Source organism: Pseudomonas sp. R-28-1W-6 (genome assembly GCF_009799925.1).
Lineage (GTDB): Bacteria > Pseudomonadota > Gammaproteobacteria > Pseudomonadales > Pseudomonadaceae > Aquipseudomonas.
In genome coordinates this window covers 261,093-277,905 of record NZ_WELK01000004.1, presented here as the reverse complement: position 1 = coordinate 277,905, position 16,813 = coordinate 261,093, and the positions used below count along the sequence as shown (strand labels likewise).

15 protein-coding genes, 1 other RNA gene and 1 pseudogene are annotated in these 16,813 nt (G+C 58.2%); 6 read left to right on the top strand and 11 right to left on the bottom strand.

Going from position 1 to position 16,813, the window contains the following annotated elements; all coding sequences use genetic code 11:
• The first annotated feature begins 68 nt into the window (after positions 1 to 68).
• The 4 genes from F3I62_RS11095 (at position 69) to F3I62_RS11080 (ending at position 4,879) form a co-directional block, all read left to right on the top strand.
• Positions 69 to 1,361, top strand: coding sequence for a site-specific integrase (locus tag F3I62_RS11095; RefSeq protein ID WP_160489697.1), 1,293 nt, complete (start codon positions 69 to 71; stop codon positions 1,359 to 1,361).
• Between the two features lie 535 nt (positions 1,362 to 1,896).
• A complete protein-coding gene (locus F3I62_RS11090; RefSeq protein ID WP_256667741.1) occupies positions 1,897 to 2,430 on the top strand; it encodes a hypothetical protein in 534 nt (177 codons plus the stop codon).
• A complete protein-coding gene (locus F3I62_RS11085; RefSeq protein WP_256667740.1) occupies positions 2,393 to 3,946 on the top strand; it encodes a hypothetical protein in 1,554 nt (517 codons plus the stop codon). Before F3I62_RS11090 ends, F3I62_RS11085 begins: the two co-directional genes overlap by 38 nt.
• A gap of 363 nt (positions 3,947 to 4,309) precedes the next feature.
• A complete protein-coding gene (locus F3I62_RS11080) occupies positions 4,310 to 4,879 on the top strand; it encodes a recombinase family protein (RefSeq protein WP_160489695.1) in 570 nt (189 codons plus the stop codon).
• Between the two features lie 150 nt (positions 4,880 to 5,029).
• Here F3I62_RS11080 and F3I62_RS11075 read toward each other — a convergent pair whose 3' ends face one another.
• The 4 genes and pseudogenes from F3I62_RS11075 to F3I62_RS20530 all read right to left on the bottom strand — a co-directional run.
• Positions 5,030 to 6,697, bottom strand: coding sequence for an AIPR family protein (locus F3I62_RS11075; RefSeq protein ID WP_160489694.1), 1,668 nt, complete (start codon positions 6,695 to 6,697; stop codon positions 5,030 to 5,032).
• A 272-nt stretch (positions 6,698 to 6,969) separates the two neighbouring features.
• Positions 6,970 to 7,066: signal recognition particle sRNA small type (ffs, locus tag F3I62_RS11070), an RNA gene on the bottom strand.
• 89 nt (positions 7,067 to 7,155) lie between these two features.
• Positions 7,156 to 7,935: a methyl-accepting chemotaxis protein gene (locus tag F3I62_RS20535; RefSeq protein WP_372240119.1), complete on the bottom strand. Its 780-nt coding sequence runs from the start codon at positions 7,933 to 7,935 to the stop codon at positions 7,156 to 7,158.
• A 78-nt stretch (positions 7,936 to 8,013) separates the two neighbouring features.
• A pseudogene (locus F3I62_RS20530) lies at positions 8,014 to 8,790 on the bottom strand (MCP four helix bundle domain-containing protein); the annotation flags it as partial.
• 194 nt (positions 8,791 to 8,984) lie between these two features.
• Here F3I62_RS20530 and F3I62_RS11060 point away from each other — a divergent pair.
• Both F3I62_RS11060 and F3I62_RS11055 read left to right on the top strand, forming a co-directional pair.
• The gene (locus F3I62_RS11060; protein ID WP_160489692.1) at positions 8,985 to 9,542 is read left to right on the top strand and encodes a hypothetical protein; all 558 of its coding nucleotides are present in this window, start codon (positions 8,985 to 8,987) and stop codon (positions 9,540 to 9,542) included.
• Positions 9,543 to 9,700: 158 nt separating this feature from the next.
• The gene (locus F3I62_RS11055; protein WP_160489691.1) at positions 9,701 to 9,985 is read left to right on the top strand and encodes an HU family DNA-binding protein; all 285 of its coding nucleotides are present in this window, start codon (positions 9,701 to 9,703) and stop codon (positions 9,983 to 9,985) included.
• Between the two features lie 205 nt (positions 9,986 to 10,190).
• Here F3I62_RS11055 and F3I62_RS11050 read toward each other — a convergent pair whose 3' ends face one another.
• The 7 genes from F3I62_RS11050 to F3I62_RS11020 are packed head-to-tail and all read right to left on the bottom strand — an operon-like array spanning position 10,191 to position 16,807.
• Positions 10,191 to 11,231 (bottom strand): lipopolysaccharide assembly protein LapB, encoded by a 1,041-nt coding sequence (locus F3I62_RS11050; RefSeq protein WP_160489690.1) that lies wholly within the window; start codon positions 11,229 to 11,231, stop codon positions 10,191 to 10,193.
• A gap of 2 nt (positions 11,232 to 11,233) precedes the next feature.
• Complete coding sequence (locus F3I62_RS11045) at positions 11,234 to 12,202, bottom strand: type II secretion system F family protein (RefSeq protein WP_160489689.1); 969 nt, start codon at positions 12,200 to 12,202, stop codon at positions 11,234 to 11,236.
• Positions 12,203 to 12,211: 9 nt separating this feature from the next.
• A complete protein-coding gene (locus tag F3I62_RS11040; RefSeq protein ID WP_160489688.1) occupies positions 12,212 to 13,198 on the bottom strand; it encodes a type II secretion system F family protein in 987 nt (328 codons plus the stop codon).
• On the bottom strand, positions 13,195 to 14,625 hold the full coding sequence (locus F3I62_RS11035; RefSeq protein ID WP_160489687.1) for a CpaF family protein: 1,431 nt from the start codon (positions 14,623 to 14,625) through the stop codon (positions 13,195 to 13,197). Before F3I62_RS11035 ends, F3I62_RS11040 begins: the two co-directional genes overlap by 4 nt.
• A 3-nt stretch (positions 14,626 to 14,628) precedes the next feature.
• Positions 14,629 to 15,846, bottom strand: a complete 1,218-nt coding sequence (locus F3I62_RS11030; protein WP_160489686.1) for an AAA family ATPase — start codon at positions 15,844 to 15,846, stop codon at positions 14,629 to 14,631.
• A complete protein-coding gene (locus tag F3I62_RS11025) occupies positions 15,840 to 16,343 on the bottom strand; it encodes a TadE/TadG family type IV pilus assembly protein (protein WP_160489685.1) in 504 nt (167 codons plus the stop codon). The genes F3I62_RS11030 and F3I62_RS11025 overlap by 7 nt, the downstream gene beginning before the upstream one ends.
• Complete coding sequence (locus F3I62_RS11020; protein ID WP_160489684.1) at positions 16,343 to 16,807, bottom strand: TadE/TadG family type IV pilus assembly protein; 465 nt, start codon at positions 16,805 to 16,807, stop codon at positions 16,343 to 16,345. Before F3I62_RS11020 ends, F3I62_RS11025 begins: the two co-directional genes overlap by 1 nt.
• Positions 16,808 to 16,813 lie beyond the last annotated feature (6 nt).

Genomic DNA, 16,813 nt, shown 5'->3' with positions numbered 1-16,813 from the left:
GCCAAGGCCAAAAATCTGGGGTGTGACCAGCATTGTTCCACTTTGCTGTACCACTCTGGTGTACCACTTTGACTTACATCACTCGACGCGGAGCCGTGTACTACCTGAACTTACGGCTGCCTAAGCACCTCTATCCCGACCGTACCACTCTCCGTTTGAGTCTCAGTGTCAGGGACCGTAAAACCGCCGTATTCATCGCATCTGAGCTTGCTCGTCGAGTACACGAGCACATCAGCAGCCACCCCCTTATTGAACCTCGGAAGCTCCTCGCCTTGTGTACGGAATGGCGAACCAAAACGTCAATTCCCACGATCACAGTTAGCACTGCAAAGACTTCAACCAAGTCGATCAGCACCGTAGCGGAGGGCCCAACGCTGGCAAGTCTGGCGAAGCTCTACATAGATGAAGGGACTCGGAGCGGCGCTTGGCGAACGGTCAGTGCTCTGGACGTGGAACGTGCCTTGCGGGACTTCTTCGAACTGATGGACGACATGCCTGCCTCTGCCTTCGGAGTCGAACAAGCTCGCACCCTCAAGGAACGCTTGGCACGGTGCCCGCAGTACTTCGCTCAGCGAACCGAGTTCAAGGGAATGACACTGCGGCAAGTCGTAAACTCGTCCATGCCCTACCAGACCATCACTGCCGTAACGATCAACAACCGGCTACGGAAGTTGACGGCCTTCTTCAACTGGTGCAAGGCAAACGGCTACATCGGACAAAACCCGCTAGCGGGAATGAAAGTGATGGCTGGTGCTGCAAAAGAGGCTCGCCTCTCCCTTGAGCCGTTTGACCTCGACGCCTTGCTCAAACATGACGCACTGGCCCATGAGGCACGAAAGCATCCATGGCGGTACTGGCTACCCCTCCTCGCCCGTTTCACTGGCGCCCGTTTAGAGGAGCTTTGCCAATTGCACATCGATGACATCACTAGCTATCAAGGCATCCCGTGCATTCGTATCGATGACAGGCATAGTGACCAAAAACTCAAGAATCAGAGCAGCCGCCGGGTGCTTCCTATTCACCCCAAACTGCTGGAGCTTGGTCTACTTGAGCATGCCGAATCCATCGGGGATAAAAATTACTCCAGACTCTTTCCCGATCTTGTCCCGACAAGGGGAAAGCTTGGTCATGCTCCATCAAAATGGTTCAGTCGCTACAAGGCGAAACAAGGAATCAGCGACCCACGCAAAACCTTCCATAGCTTTCGTCACACCTTCATCGATGAACTGAGGGAGGCTGGCGTCCAAGACTCGCTGATTAAACGGATGGCGGGCCATGAAGAAAGCTCCGTTACATTCAGCGTCTACGGCAGCAGGACACCAATCAGAGCGATGGCAGAAGCATTGAGGCACGTTACATGACGCCTAAACACCTTCACCCGGCCCTGTCAACAAGTACTTGACAGCCGGTCAGCCATTGTGAGAATATACGAATCTGCCCAGTAAGCAGACATACAACTTGGAAGCCTCTACGCGACTACGGTTCGACAAATCGACCGAAAATCGCAGGAGGCTTTTTAGTGCCTACCTTTTGGCTGACCACCACCTGACGGTCAACGCAGATCATGAGAAATCACATGACATACGCAATCGAAGCAACACCAACACTGAGGTCAACGACATCGAATAGCTAAGTCCCCTACTCCGCAGCGAGAAGAATGACGAGCCCAATGCCGACCACTGTGTCGGTTTTTTTCGCCTTTTTTTCAACAGCACGGAGGTAACAACAATGCACCAACACAGCAGCACCACCCCTCGAACCATTTACGTAGCGCCTTGCGTAGCCGGACTCCACCTTGACTACAGTCTCGGTGAAGAGCTTCCACTCTTTGGACCTACTGCAGATAAGCCTCTTACCTATGGTGTTGGCTACAACTCTGGTAGCCGGCGTAAAGCCATGGGCATGCCCTACGTCAAAGCAGGGAAAGGCACGCCATATAAGACTTGGCACAACATGATGCAGCGCGCCTACTCATCCACGGCCCCAACCTATCAAGGGGTCCGTGTTTGCCTGAAGTGGCACGACTACCAAGAGTTTGCAGCTTGGCATGTCTCGCAGCCTTATGCAGGAATGCCTGATGCAGAGCTAGACAAGGACATCATTGACCCACTGAACACCGTTTACTCACCAGAGTACTGCTGCGTCGTACCTAAGCTCGTCAACCTGATCTTCAAAGACTCACGAAAAATCCGAGGAAAACTCCCTATAGGCGTCAGTGAGCACCCGAGCAAGGTAGGTTTCGTAGCAGCCATTTCGAAATATGGGAAATCGCAGCCACTTGGGCGTTTTTACTGCATCCACGAGGCTTTTGATGCCTACAAGCAAGCGCGTCAAAAGTACGGGCTGGAGCTTGCCCAGCTTTTCGATGGATTGATCGCCCCACAAGCTGTCGATGCTCTTCGACGGCTATCAGCTCACATCAGAGACTGACTTGAATGTGCCGCGAGTAAACCGCTCGCGGCTTTCCAGAGGAAATGCTTATGAACTGAAACTGAAGGAGGACTTCATGACAAATGTTACCCGTATCAAACCCATTCACACCGCCATCGCCCAGCCCGGAGCTGGAAAAACAGAAGCGCTTCTGACCCAAATCCCCTTCCTTGTTGCTGAGGGGAAACGCATCGTCCTTGCACTACCAACCATCGTTCTGAGTGATGCCATCACCAAGCGCGCATCAGCGATGGGGATTACTCCTCGCACCATCGACCATCGCAGTGGTGAACTCGTAGCCCCAGAACTGACAGCAGCTCTTCGACTCAAGCAAGACTCGTTTCTCATCTGCACTCAGGAAGCTATCCGGCGTGTACACCCCTCCTTGTTTCGGGGCTGGATGCTCATTGTCGATGAGCTACCTAAGGTCGTGGACTACCCGGACTACTCACTCAAGCCGATAGAACTGGAGCGTGTGCTCGACTACACAGAGGAGCGAAGTGGTCAGCTCTGGATCAAGGACGGCCTTGATGAAGCGGTTCGAGATCAAATCACTACTAACCGCGCAGATGCATCCGGCACAGACTGCTCCACACTTGGCTCTTCAGCAGCCCACATTTTCCGGCTGCTGCTGTGTGGCGTAGACGTGTTCATTGACCAGCCTCAAGAGAACGGTAAGCGCCACATCCGCGCCGTGGAAGAACACTTGGATTGGTGGAAAATCTTCGCGACCAGCGATGAAGTACATGTGCTGGCTGCCAACGTTGCCGGGAGTGAGTTTGAGAAGCTTGCACATGCCCATGGCTTCACATTCTGCGACTCGATGTTTACACCCGAACAGAGCAGATACACGAGCACCGTCACCATTTATCCGCTGATGCCAAAGGGGCAAACCTTTAGTCGGGCGAGAATGCTGACAAGGCATGGCAATGAGCGGCTAATCGATTTGGTCCTGCGAACCACCCTAGAGCAAACCCAAACGAGGCCACTACTCTTTGCATCCAAGTGGGCTGGTCTTGAGCGCACCCGCAATGTTCAGTATGTCCCCAAGGACTGCCGTGGACTTAATAGCTACGACACAGCAACTGAAGCCATTCTGCTTTTTGGGGGTAACCCCAGCCCGGCGGATGCTCTGGGATTAGAGTTTCTTCGAGAGCAGTACGGCGAGGACTTCCGTGCGGCGTTCGTAACGACTCGACTGCTGGAGCCCTCACTGCAAGCGGTGACTCGAACCGCTATCCGCTGCAAAGGCAACACGGAGCATATACGGCTATTCGTGCAAGATGAGCGTGTTGCACAGTATCTGGTTCAGACCTACCTGCCTGATGCAGAGATTGACTGGTCGCTATCCAAACTGATGCCAGTCAAGCCAGATGGTCGCAGGGCAGAGCACCCTCAACGCGAGATGGTTAATCGCCTCTTAGAGGATGGAGTGGCAATCAAAAGCATTGCTCGGCTTAGCAATGTCACGGCCAAAACCATCCGCCGATGGCGTGACGGGGTTGATGCTGCTTGATGCACAGGGGGATACCTTTCCTAAGAAGCTTTTTAGGATTGGTATCCCTTATCCACTGAGCTACGCGCATCAGAAAACAAGCTGGAACAGGGGAATTACAGACACCGGAAGAACAATCTGACCCTGCCCTCATCTGGCCAGCCCAGTGAAACCGAGGGCTTCGAGCCCTACAGCTAAGCAAACCCCTTCCTAACCCTGTTCTTTCAGTCGGCTCAGCACCACATCCCCCACGTGTCATAAACGAGCGTTTGTGAACCCACTCTACCTAGTGCCGATCACTGGTATCACAAAATAGAGGTTGAACTTATGAACCCAACACCTATAATGACACCACGTTATTGACACCCATCTGGAGCCCTCACAATGTCACGCACCTTCCTGTATGCACGCTGCAGCACTGCTGACCAGCACACCCAAAACCAAGTGCAGGAAGTGAAAGCTGCAGGCTTCGACATTCAGCCTCAGCGAGTCATTGAAGAAACCATATCTGGCAGCACCAGTGCCAGCGAACGTAAAGGCTTCAACCTGCTGCTTGATCGTATGGAGTCTGGTGACCTACTGGTCGTTACCAAACTAGACCGCCTTGGCCGTAACGCCATTGATGTGCAAAGCACTGTGCAGATGCTGGAAGGTAAAGGCATCCGGGTTCACTGCCTCGCCTTGGGTGGCGTAGACCTGACCAGTGCAGCCGGCAAAATGACCATGGGTGTATTAGCTGCTGTTGCTCAGTTCGAACGTGACTTGCTGATCGAGCGCACCCAAGCCGGCCTGAGCCGTGCCAAGAGTGAGGGGAAGACACTCGGTCGCCCTGCTGCTACCAGTGTGGAGGCGGTGCAGACTCACAAGGCTAATGGTCTGAGCCAGTCTGCTGTAGCCAAGGAGCTGGACATTAGTTTGAGCACTGTTAAGCGCCTCTGGAACGCTCAGGTTTGACGTTCACAGGGGACATCCACAACCAGCTGTGATTACGATTATAAAGCCTCTGTAGCGTCCTCTTACTCGGTTAGTGCTGACGATATTTGGCAGAAGCTAGCGCTCAGCACAGCCCCCCCTGCTCCTGTGCTAAGTCGCTCGGATAGTCCTCTATTCAGGACGAAACTCTTTAGCCAGCACCCTACACTTCCCGAGATTCTTGAAAAGGCTGGCAGGATAGGAGTCTGAGTAGTTAGCTTTCACGCTCGCAATCAAGTTCCGAACAGTCTCTGCAACCATCTGAGGCACCTTGGCAGAAACATCGTTGAACTGCGTATCCGGCTTCACCCCCAAAGCTCGGAGCACCGCCCACTGTATAAATCGATTGCCATGAACACACACTAGAGCATCGCGCCCGGTATATTTCTGAGATTCGACCTGCAAGTGAAAGTCTACTGCTCTCAAAACCCTAACCATCTGCCAGACGGAGGGTCCCGTAACACCTGTGTTGAACAGCTGCTTGTAGGGCGCTTTAGTGATGTCTTCCCATAGCTTACTGATCTCGCGCTTAGCTTGAACTGCAACCGCCACATCGTGATATGCGCAAGCAAGCGCAACTGTGGCTTCAGTAAGCTCAAATCGGTCCCCAACACCACCTGAAGCTGCACCGGCCTTGTATGCGTACTCGACGCCTTCAATTTGAAGCTCCTGCCGAATACGCTCCTGCTCTGGATCCAGCGCAACAAAGTCCCGCTTTTCAATAGCGTTCTGCGTGTTAGTGCATCGAGTCACCTCAGCAGAGAATCCTTTCTCGCTGTTTGCACTTGAAATGATGCGAACAGAAACCATCGCCTTCGAAACTGCTTCTGGATTCTGTGCAGCCGCAGCATGGATTGAACCCACGGTCTGTGCTCCATTAACAACACAGAACCCCGTGCACTCGAAAATCCCAGATTCTGTAGAGTTACCGCCAATAGGCTTCTTGGCGACCGCCGTAGCCACAGCCGTGACTCCGTTGTTGTAGTACCAGAACTCCTCGGGGTGCTGAATCAAGGTATTAACAATATCTTGATTCACGGAGCTGCCTGATAGAAAGTGCCTTAGATTGCTCTCAAAAAGCCTTGGGCCATGACTGTCCAGCCAAACAGCTACGTCCGCTGCACACACTTGCCCATAAATCGCATGGTGAGGCTCGCGTATCTGCCCCCAAGAGGAGAGTTGCACCTCAACGGAAATCGGAGCACCAGCCACGCCTGCGGCCACCGCCTTATGTAGGTCTCGCTGGTTAAGAACTCGAACCGACATTAATTCGGACGTATCGTTCTGAGAATCCACATAAGCGTTGATTGCTGCCTCAACCTCGGCGCCAAGAGCTTCTTGACCTGTATGAGCCAACACCAGCAAAAATTTGGCGTTAGCGTCGAACAGCGCCCGCTCGATATCAAACTTGCGAGATTTAATGCGATCATTTAACTGATCGATATCGTTTTCGAGAACCTTGCGCACACCTTCAAGAAACTTGAGGGTATCCCCTAAATCGATGCTGCCATGACCATCCGCGTGCCATTTGGTCTGGACTAGATATAGTGTCCGCTCTTTCGCGTCAAAGAAGATGAGATCTATGCCGCCATCCTTGAATCCATCGGTGATGTAAGGACACAACTCCTCCATCCGCACATCAGTAAGCTGGGAAACCGCTAGCACTCCGAGAGCCCGAGTCAGAAACGCCTTTTCAGCCTTATCCTGATCTGGATGCTTGGCATAGTCATCCATGTTCACCGCTGCCGAGAGCTCGGACTTCAAGTAACCGCCGATTTGCGTGACATGAAGCTTAGACACCGCATTTCCCCTTGATTCGTGATATGCCAACCGCCACTAGAACGGCACTATACAACGAGCAGATCTAATACCAAGCATTCAAAGGCATAAGCATGCATCGACAGCAGGCCGCCGGCATTGATGCGCTACAGGAGAGAGCTTGTTACGGGGAAATTCCGCCAACTAGAATACTCAGCACGGCGCACCACTCAGGTGTACCTACACGCTGTTCCACTCTTCGATTTTTGGCGAAAAAAGTCTTTTAGAATTAAAGACTTAGGTTATGGAGGCGGCCCCGCCAGCCACACCCCGGCACACGATGTCACCGCTGCGGCTGCTCCCTTCCGGGCCTGACCGGGTTCACGGCTGATCGTTGCGGGGGGACCGACGGAACCACCATAACGAAGCCCGTCAGGCGACGGGCCGCGCCATTGTACTGGTTAAGAACAAACTTACAACTGCTTCAAACACTTAGAGGGCTAAACCCGGAAACGTCCGACCAGTTGCGCCAGGCCGTTGGACAACTCGGACAGCCGCGCACTGGCCTGGGTGCTCTGCTCCGAGGTCAGCGCCGCCTCATTGGACAGGTCGCGGATATCGTTGATGTTGCGCGCGATTTCCTCGGTCACGCTGCTCTGCTCCTCACAGGCAGTGGCGATCTGCGCCGCCATGTCGTTGATCCGCGCCACCGAGTCGCCGGTGGCCGACAAGGCGCCATCGACACCGGCGGCACGCTCGACACTGTCACGGGCCTTCTCGCTGCCCGAGTGCATGGCCTTGACCGCATTCTGCACGCCAATCTGCAGGCGCTCGATCATCTGCTGGATGTCCTTGGTCGAGTCCTGGGTGCGCGCGGCCAGCGCCCGCACCTCGTCAGCGACCACGGCAAAGCCACGCCCCTGCTCGCCCGCGCGGGCCGCCTCGATCGCCGCATTCAAGGCCAGCAGGTTGGTCTGCTCGGCAATGCCCTTGATCACCGCAAGCACGGCACCGATGTTGGCCGTTTCCTGTTCGAGGGTCTGGATGGTGCTGGAGGCACTCTCCACCTCATGGGCCAGTTGGCGGATGGCATGGATGGTCGCGCCGACCACTTGCGCCCCTTCACGTGACTGGGTTTCGGCCGAGCGCGCCGCATCCGCGGCATGCTGCGCATTGCGCGCCACCTCATGCACGGCACTGCTCATCTCGGTTGCCGCAGTGCTGACCTGATCCACCGCCGCGTGCTCGCTGCTGATCAGGCGGTCATTGGCGGCAGCCATGCCGGCCAAGGTCTGCGCCGAATCGGCCACCTCGCCGGTGACCCGGCCGACCTCCTTGATCAGTGGCTGCAGCTTGTCGAGGAAGCGGTTGAAGGCATGGCTGAGCTTGCCCAGTTCATCGCGCGACAGCACATCCAGGCGCACCCGCAGGTCGCCGTCGCCGTCGGCGATCTGCTCGATGCGCTGCAACAGGTTGTGCAAGGGACGCGTTACCAGAATCGGGAAACCCAGCACCAGCACGACACAGACCGCCAGGCCGATGGCGATGGTCAGCCCCTGCTGCCAGCGCAGCTCCTCGCCCAGGGCAATCGCCGCGGCACCTTCGGCATTGGCCGCACCATCTTCCAGTTCGCCCAGCTTGTCGATCGAGTCGCGCATGGCTTCGAATTGCGCCTCGCTGTCACCATAGCTGAGCGCCGAGGCTGCGACAGGATCACTGGCCAGCAACTGCAGAACCCGCTTGGAGGTCGCCTGCCACTGGCTAAAGTCACGGTCGAAAGCGGCCACCAATTTGAGCGCCTCGGCGCTGGGCTGCATTTCGGCGTACTTGTGCACGCGCTCGTAGGCCTGCTGGGTATTCTCGGCATGGGCGTCGCGCAGCGCGGTCGTATGCTCGCCAGCGCCCTCATCGAGCAGGCTGCGCTCGGCGACGAATGCCTGGTACAGGTCGCGATCGGCATTCAGCAGCAGGCTGATGGCCGGCAGGGAGCGATGGCTAAGGCGCGTACTGGAATCGGCCACCTGGCTGATACCACGCATCCCCAGAAACCCCATGAGCACCAGCAGCACCGCCAGCAGGAGTATCGGCAGGGCAATCTTCCAGCGAAAACCAAGATCGGCGAAGAAACGCAGCATGGGGATACTCCAGATATGACGACAGCTCGTTGTTATGTCGGTAAGCATAGTCAGTTTCTTGAGCGCCCCGGCGACCTGCCTGGCCGCGACCGAGCGGCTCTGCCAGCCTGCGCACCCCAGCACAGGAATGGACTCGTATGCGTCACGTGCCCTCTATATCAACCTTCGCAAACACCTGCGGCGCTGAACGCCCAATGCCCAACACCTGGCACTGGCATGGGCTCAGCCTGTTCAGCCTGCTGAGCTGTGCCGGCTGGGCGCTGGCTAGTGGTTCCCACGCACTGCAGGTGCAGGATGTCGGCGGCACCCTGCTCGGCGGAATCGGCGACGCCCTGGCGCTGATGACCTTGCTCGCGGCTCTGGCCGGCCTCGGTCTAGCCTGGCTGCCCGACATGAGCGGGGCTCGCCGAACCTGGGTACTGACCTTCCTGCTGCTCGGCGGCCTGGCACTCTACCAATGGCTGGGTTACCCGGCTGAGCATGACGGCAACCTCATACTCTCGCCGAGCCGTGATGAACTCAGTGGCTATGCGCTGATCTGTGCGATCGCCCTGCTCGCCGCCTTGCCGTGCCCCAGGCGACGGCTCGCAACACCGGGCCGGCTGCGCTGGACGCTGGACGCTGGGCGCGGGCCTGGCACTGAGCCGCCTGTACAGCCTGCTGCTGTTGCTCGACCAGGTTCAGTCGAGCAACCTGCCCCATTGCGCATTCGATGCCGACAGCGGTCAGCAGTTGACCATCTGCCTGGATGATGAACCGCGCATCCTGATCGACTGAAGCCAGGATACCCCCCTGCCCCTGCGGCAATCGGCCAATGCCGACGCGAAGACGCTTTGTGGTAGCGTGCCCGGCGAGTCACCCGTCAGCCAAGCGGTGCTGGCGGCCATTTCCCCTTTGCATGGAGTGCCCCATGGCCATTACCAAAGACCAGCTGATCGGCGATCTTGCCGAAGCCATTGACCTGCAGAAAAACGACGTGCGCGCCCTGCTCGAGCAGCTAGGCGAGATCGTCGCCGATGCCCTGGAGAACGACGGAGAAATCAGCCTGCCGGGTATCGGCAAGCTGAAAGTCAGCGAGCGGCCGGCACGCACCGGGCGCAACCCGCAAACGGGCAAGGCGATTCAGATCGCCGCGAAGAAAGTGGTCAAACTGGTGCCCGCCAAGGGCCTGACCGACGCACTCAACCAGGCTTAATGCGTCACGCCCCGGAGTCGCTAGGCACTCCGGGGTTGCTCAGCACCTGTGCAAAGTCTCACGAGCTAGAGCCAGGCAAGACGCAACGAAATAACAGCTCCGCTGGTCAATCGGGCGAAGAGTGCAATTTACGCGCGATAAATGAGCATTCTGAGCACGAGTTCAACACAGCATGGCCGACGCGCAGCAGCCTCTGAACAGGTTCTCAGGGCCCCACCGTCACTTCGCCGGCTGGCACTACCGCGAACGCTTCGACCGCTGCGCCACCCTGATTGACACCATGCTCGCGAATGCTGCGGATCTGCTCAACACGACGCAGGTTCTCCGAGGCCATTTCATAGTGCGCGGGCGACTGTTCGATCGCACTGCGGAAGAACTGCTCGGCGACATCCAGCTTGCCTTCGACCAGGCAGATATAGCCCACATCATTGCTCGCCTCCGCCCGGCTCTCGACCTGCTCGAAAGCCGACAAGGCCTGTTCATACCGCCCCTGACGAGCCAGCAGCAATGCATAATTTCGCCATAGTGGCGCATAACGGGCATCGAAGCTGATGCCCCGCTTGTAGGACTGCTCAGCCTCTGGCCACTTGCCGGCTAGGTACAGCGAATAGGCCTGGCTGTTGGCCACCAGTGCCGAGCGTGGATCTATCTGCGAAGCCAGGCGATAGTAGAGCGCCGCCTTGTCGAAATCATCCTCCAGATCGGCCAGCACACCTAGGCCGTTGTACAATTTGAGCGGCGAGGCGCTATCCACCTTGAGAGTGCCAGGTTCGCTACTGCCTCCACCGCCCAACCGCTTCTGATCCACCAGTACGGCCTTGTCCAGCGACTCGCGAGCTGAATCGGGACGTCGCATGGCCAATTGCACCAGCCCCATTTCGGTGAGCGCCGAGAGGTTATCAGGATCGTTCTGCAAAACATCGGCGAAGGCCATTTCAGCCAGGTGGTTGTTGCCACGTTCGCGATGGATACGGCCAACCCAGACCAACGCCTCATAGCGCTTAGGGTCCAGTTCCACTGCGCGCAGGTACTGGTAAAGCGCCTGATCCAGCGCACCAGCGCGGTAGGCCACATCCGCCATACCCATGGCTTGGTCGGATGACTCCGCCTGATCCTGCACCTGGTACAGCAACGCGTTCTTGCCACCGTACATGGAAGAGCGATCGACATTGCCCGACCCTACGCCCTGAGTCTGGCAACCGGCCAGCGCGCCCAGTATAGCTAACAGCAGCAGATTCCTGTTCATGGTTATAGCTTCCCGGTAGCTTTGAGTACCTTGATAATTGCCGGGCCAATGGCAATCAAGAAAAAACTAGGCCACATGAAAAAGGTTAGAGGAAATATCAGTTTGGTGCCGATTTTCGCTGCCGATTCTTCTGCCGCCTGAGTGCGCCTATCCCTAAATTCTTCCGCATAGATCCGCAGGGTGTCGGCCACGCTGGTGCCAAAGCGGATGCTCTGCGCCAATAGACTCACCAACCCTCGCACATCATCCAGCCCAGTACGTTCAGCCAGATTTTTCAGGGCCTGCGTACTGGGGATGCCTGCTCGGATCTCCATGTTGACCAAGGCCAACTCCATGGCCAGTTCGGGTTGGCTGACCAGCATCTCCTCGGCCACCCGCTCCATCGCCTGCGGCAGGGCAAGCCCCGATTCCACGCACACCACCATCAGGTCAAGTGCGTCAGGGAACCCCCTGCGCAGACGCCGCAAGCGCCCTTCCTTGCGTTTTTCCACATAGATGGACGGTGCCAGCCAGCCAAGACCTAGAGCTGCACCGGCGGCCATGCCCCCGATGTTCAACGTGAGCTTCGGCACCAGAGGCAACACTAAAAGCACGCACACCAGCAGGAGCAACGGAAGCAACAGGCGGATAGCCCAGTAGACTTGCAACGCCGAACTGGAGCGATAACCTGCATGCATGAGCAGTTGGCGTGTCGCCGACAGTTTTTCGTCCTCAGTACTGACCAGATGCTGCCCCACCTGGGAAAGCAGCAACTGTAGATTACCCGGTGGAGTTAGACCTGGAGCGCCGCCCCCTTGCGCATGTTTGAGGCCGGCCAACCGCCGATGCAGCGGATCCTGCAGACTCCACACCAGCACGGCCACGGTTGCGGTCAGCAGCAGCACACTCACTCCTATGGCACCCACGAACAACACCCGAGCCAGCTCCTCGTTTCCGACCAGGCTGTTGAACACACCGAGCAGATAGTCCATGACAACCTCCTAGACATCGATCCGAATGATTTTACGGATCCAGAAAATACCCAGCAGCATGGCGACGAAGGAGGTCACGATCAGCTTCTGCCCGAACGGATCCTTGATCAGAACCGGCAGATAACTCGGCGTCGTCACCGCAATGACCACTGTCAGCACGAAAGGCACCGCCATAAGAACCCACGCCGACATACGTCCCTCGGCGGACAAGGTCTTGACCTTGCGCTGGAAGCGGAAACGCCCACGAATCAGGCTGCTCAAGCGCCCCAGCACCTCGGTAAGATTGCCGCCGGTTTCCCGGTGGATAAGGATGGAGGTAACCAGCATCATCACCGTCATGCTCGGCATGCGCTCAAGCAGGCCGAGCATGGCACGACGCACATCGTTGCCGTAGTTGATGTCGGCGAATGTCAGCCCGAATTCGTGAGCCACCGGGCCCTTATGCTCTTCGGCGACCAGGTGCAAGGTTTCCCCGAACGGATGGCCAGCGCGTAGTGCCCGGCAGATGGCATCCAGGGCATCCGGCAAGCCCTCTTCGAAGGCGGCGAAGCGTTGGCTGCGATCACTGGAAATCTTCGCGAAGGGGATACAGAAAGCCACCACAGCCAGGATCAAAGATGCCCACCAGAGCTTGAGCAGCAGCCACAAGCCAATGCCGGCAGCGGCCGCCAGCAGCAGCGCCAGCAGCACCACGCGGTAGCTGCGATAGCCATGCCCGGCTTGCTCGATCAGCGGCGCCAGGCTCTCACAGAAGGGCAACTGCTCCAGGCGGGCCTCCAGCGGCGACAGGTGCTTGAGATATTTCTGCCGCAGCACCATCTGCATGTTCGGCAGCTGGTTGGCACTCTCCAGCAGATTCAGGCGTGAGCGGATGCGTTTGCGCATCTTGCCCGCCTCGCCGAACACCGGCACCACCAACCCCTGACTGAGCAGGAAGACAGCGGCGAAGATCATGCCCAGAAAGGCGAAAATATACTCACTGGGAATCTGGCTCATGACTGTACGGCCTCCATCCAGTCAGGGCGGAACAGATTGACTGGCAGGTCGATGCCACGCTTGGCCAGCACATCGCGGAAAGCCGGCACCATGCCGGTCGGGCGATACTCGCCGAGCACTTCGCCGTGCTCGCCAATGCCACGCCGCTCAAAGGTGAATATCTCGGTCATGGTGATGATCTCGCCTTCCATGCCGTTGATTTCCTGCACACTGACCAGGCGGCGCTTGCCATCCTCCTGACGCTCAAGCTGGATCACCACGTCGATGGCCGAAGCGATCTGTTGCCTAAGGGCCTTGATCGGGAAGGTTGCACCGGTCATGGAAACCATATTTTCCACTCGGCCCAAGGCATCGCGCGGGGTGTTGGCATGGATGGTGGTCAACGAACCATCATGGCCGGTGTTCATTGCCGTGAGCATGTCCAGCGCTTCGGTGCCCCGGACCTCGCCGATGACGATACGATCCGGACGCATGCGCAGGCTGTTGCGCACCAGCTCACGTTGATTGACCTCACCGCGCCCTTCGATGTTCGGCGGACGGGTTTCCAAGCGCACCACATGCGGCTGCTGCAATTGCAACTCGGCCGAGTCCTCGATGGTGACGATGCGCTCGTTGTCCGGAATGAAGCTCGACAACACATTGAGCATGGTGGTCTTGCCGGTGCCGGTACCCCCGGAAACCAGTACATTCAGGCGCCCACGCACAATGGCCTTGAGCACCAGGGCAATGGCCGGGGTCAGAGTGCCCATCTGCACCAGACTCTCGGAGCTCAGCAGGTCCACGGCGAAGCGGCGGATCGACATACTGGGACCATCGATGGCCAGTGGCGGAATGATCGCATTGACCCGCGAGCCATCCTTGAGTCGGGCATCCACCAGCGGCGAAGACTCATCGATACGCCGCCCCAGATTGGAGACGATGCGGTCGATGATGTTCAGCAGGTGCTGGTCATCGCGAAAGCGCACATCGGTTCTTTGCAGCTTGCCATGTCGCTCTACGTAGACCGAGGCATGGCCATTGATCAGGATGTCCGACACGCTGTGATCCGCCAGCAGCGGTTCGAGCGGCCCAAGGCCAAGCACTTCGTCACCGATCTGCTTGATGATCAATTGTCGTGCTGTCGCCGACACGGGGGCCGAATGCTCGTCCATCAGACGCTGACAGATTTCCTTGATCTGTCGTGCCGCCTCGCCCGGTTCCAGCGAGTCGAGCAGTGACAGATCCATGACCTTGAGCAACTGCTGGTAGACCCGCTCGCGCCACTCACTCTCCACCGGGGAGAGGTTTGTGCGTGTCTCGTAGAGCTCCGAGGGCACCGAGGTTTCCCAAGCGAGCCCCTCTGCTGCCGGCGTATCGCCAGCCTGCTGTGGCATCTCGGCTACATGAGCCGACTGTTGACGCAAACGATTGCGGAATCCACTTAACATGATTCACCCCCGCAACAGGCGTCCCAAGGTTCGCCTGAACAGTCCCTGATCGACACGCTCCACCCCGGTCAACTCTTTGCGCAGTTGCTGCAGAGCCAAGGTGATGGGCGCTCGCGGTGCATGAATTTCCAGCGGCACGCCGCTGTTCTGGCTTTCACTGACCACCGAGTAGTCATTCGGCAGTGACTGAAGGTTCGTGCAGTGCAGGGCCTCGCCAATATCCTGCAAGCTGATCGACGCGCCCTTGTTGAAGCGGTTGACCACCAGATGCAAGCGTTTGCCCTGTACGCCCAAATCATTGCGCAAGATATGCAGTAGGCGGCTGGCATCCTTGAGATGGCTGAGGCTCTGCTGCAGTACGATGTAACTGTGATCGGCCTGTTCCAGCGTGATGCCGGTGAGGTGGTCGATTTGCCGCGGCAAATCGACCACCACCCAGTCATAACTGCTGCGCGCCAGGTGCAACAGGGCTTCCAGCTGTTCAAGCTGGACGTCTTGAGCCAGGCACAGGTCCCCCTGGCGCCCGCCAAGCACGTGCAGCATCGGGCTGAAGTGCCCACAGAACCCACGCAAGGCCACCGCATCCAGGGATCCGGCCTGCTGCATCACCTCGACATGACTGTGCGTGGGACTGATATCCAGACAATGGGCAGCACTGCCAAACTGCAGATCCAAATCGAGCAGCAGCGTGCTGGCTCCGCTCAAGCTCAACTGATGGGCCAGATTGCAGGCCAGCATAGAGGCGCCGGAGCCTCCCTTGGCGTTCATCACAGCCACAAGCTTGCCACCTCCAGAGGGTAGCGCGTGGCTCTCCTGCAACATGCGCTGCACGGCAGCGAGCAGTTCTCCCGGCTCCACAGGCTCGGGCAGGAAGTCACGGGCACCGGCCCGCATCGCCAAGCGCATACCTTCGCGCTCATCCAGCGGACCACAGACCACCAGCGGTGGCCGTTCCTGAGCCGGACGTTCGAGCAAGGCTTCTAGCTCGTCGCGCCACAGGTGGCTAACCCGCAGCAACAGGAAGTCCGGACGTTGTTCCAGACCGTACAACGGGTCGGTATGCCCATTGCTCACCAGCCTGGTCGCCACATCCACACCGCCCAGCGCCTGGCAGTAGCCCTGCAGTCGATTTAAAGCCAGCCCATCGCGGCTACTGATCAGTAACTGCGGCCCCTGTTTCTTCGGCCGGAGGCTGCTGCCGCCTTCTCGTGTCGTCAACATGGTGTGATCTCCGGTACAACCCCCGTCTCCGCATGGCGGCCCAGGCTTTCGCGTGGCAACGTGGCCCGGAAGTCCGGCAGCGTGATCGCTCCTCCCACCACGGGAATCATGAGATCGAAGGTGAAGTTTTCGATGCGTAATTGCACATAGCGGATGGCGCCGAATCCATCCGCCCCGCTGAAATCCGAAGGCGCCGGTACTTGGCCGCCATCGGCATTGAGATACGTCAGGGTGAGATCCGCCGTCTGCAGATTGGTGAGCAGGCTGCTGTCCCCCTCTTCCTCGGCGGCATTGAAGATGGCCCGCCGCAGAATGCGCACGTCCTGGATATCGCAGACCGAAGCCAGGCGGGCGCCGCGCCGGGCGCTCTCGTTGAGCGCATTGACCGTGAAGAACAAGCGTCCCATTTCCAGTACGCCGATCAGCACGATGAACAACAGCAGGCCGATGATGGCGAACTCGACCACATAGACTCCTCGCATCTGGCGTCTGTTCATCACAAGCCCCTCATCACGACGCTGGACGTCAGGGTGACGGCCAGGGGAATGTCCGCGCCATAGAAGGTCGGCAGCACGCTGCCGATCACCGGCACAAAGTCGTAGGTAATGCTCACCTGAACGTGCTCGTCCCCTGCCGGGGTGACGGTCACGTCGCCGGTGCTCAGCCCACCCACCAGTTCGCCACCAGTCACCGCTGCAGGGACGCCATAGACGGCGAGCAACTGAGTACGGCTGCGCAGGTCGTCGTCGAGCACGACCTGGCCCAGGGTCGGGTCCCAGGCCTCGCCCGCGGCATAACGCGCCGCATCCCGGCTGGCCTGCAGCAGGACGTTGTACTGGAACAGCATGCGCCCGAACTCGCCTATCCCCAGCAGCAACAGCAACAGCAACGGCAGGGCTATGGCGAACTCGACCATGGCCACCCCCTTCTGCTGCTGCCGTTCTAGCTTCGCGCTGCTCATGGCTGC

Bases quoted from the DNA above. Each gene is read 5' to 3' on its own strand.
- F3I62_RS11025 (WP_160489685.1), bottom strand. From the start codon at position 16,343: ATGAACAGACGCCAGATGCGAGGAGTCTATGTGGTCGAGTTCGCCATC.
- F3I62_RS11035 (WP_160489687.1), bottom strand. From the start codon at position 14,625: ATGTTAAGTGGATTCCGCAATCGTTTGCGTCAACAGTCGGCTCATGTA.
- F3I62_RS11045 (WP_160489689.1), bottom strand. From the start codon at position 12,202: ATGGACTATCTGCTCGGTGTGTTCAACAGCCTGGTCGGAAACGAGGAG.
- F3I62_RS11040 (WP_160489688.1), bottom strand. From the start codon at position 13,198: ATGAGCCAGATTCCCAGTGAGTATATTTTCGCCTTTCTGGGCATGATC.
- F3I62_RS20535 (WP_372240119.1), bottom strand. From the start codon at position 7,935: ATGGCTGCCGCCAATGACCGCCTGATCAGCAGCGAGCACGCGGCGGTG.
- F3I62_RS11055 (WP_160489691.1), top strand. From the start codon at position 9,701: ATGGCCATTACCAAAGACCAGCTGATCGGCGATCTTGCCGAAGCCATT.
- F3I62_RS11060 (WP_160489692.1), top strand. From the start codon at position 8,985: ATGCCCAACACCTGGCACTGGCATGGGCTCAGCCTGTTCAGCCTGCTG.
- F3I62_RS11090 (WP_256667741.1), top strand. From the start codon at position 1,897: ATGGGCATGCCCTACGTCAAAGCAGGGAAAGGCACGCCATATAAGACT.
- F3I62_RS11020 (WP_160489684.1), bottom strand. From the start codon at position 16,807: ATGAGCAGCGCGAAGCTAGAACGGCAGCAGCAGAAGGGGGTGGCCATG.
- F3I62_RS11080 (WP_160489695.1), top strand. From the start codon at position 4,310: ATGTCACGCACCTTCCTGTATGCACGCTGCAGCACTGCTGACCAGCAC.
- F3I62_RS11030 (WP_160489686.1), bottom strand. From the start codon at position 15,846: ATGTTGACGACACGAGAAGGCGGCAGCAGCCTCCGGCCGAAGAAACAG.
- F3I62_RS11050 (WP_160489690.1), bottom strand. From the start codon at position 11,231: ATGAACAGGAATCTGCTGCTGTTAGCTATACTGGGCGCGCTGGCCGGT.
- F3I62_RS11085 (WP_256667740.1), top strand. From the start codon at position 2,393: ATGCTCTTCGACGGCTATCAGCTCACATCAGAGACTGACTTGAATGTG.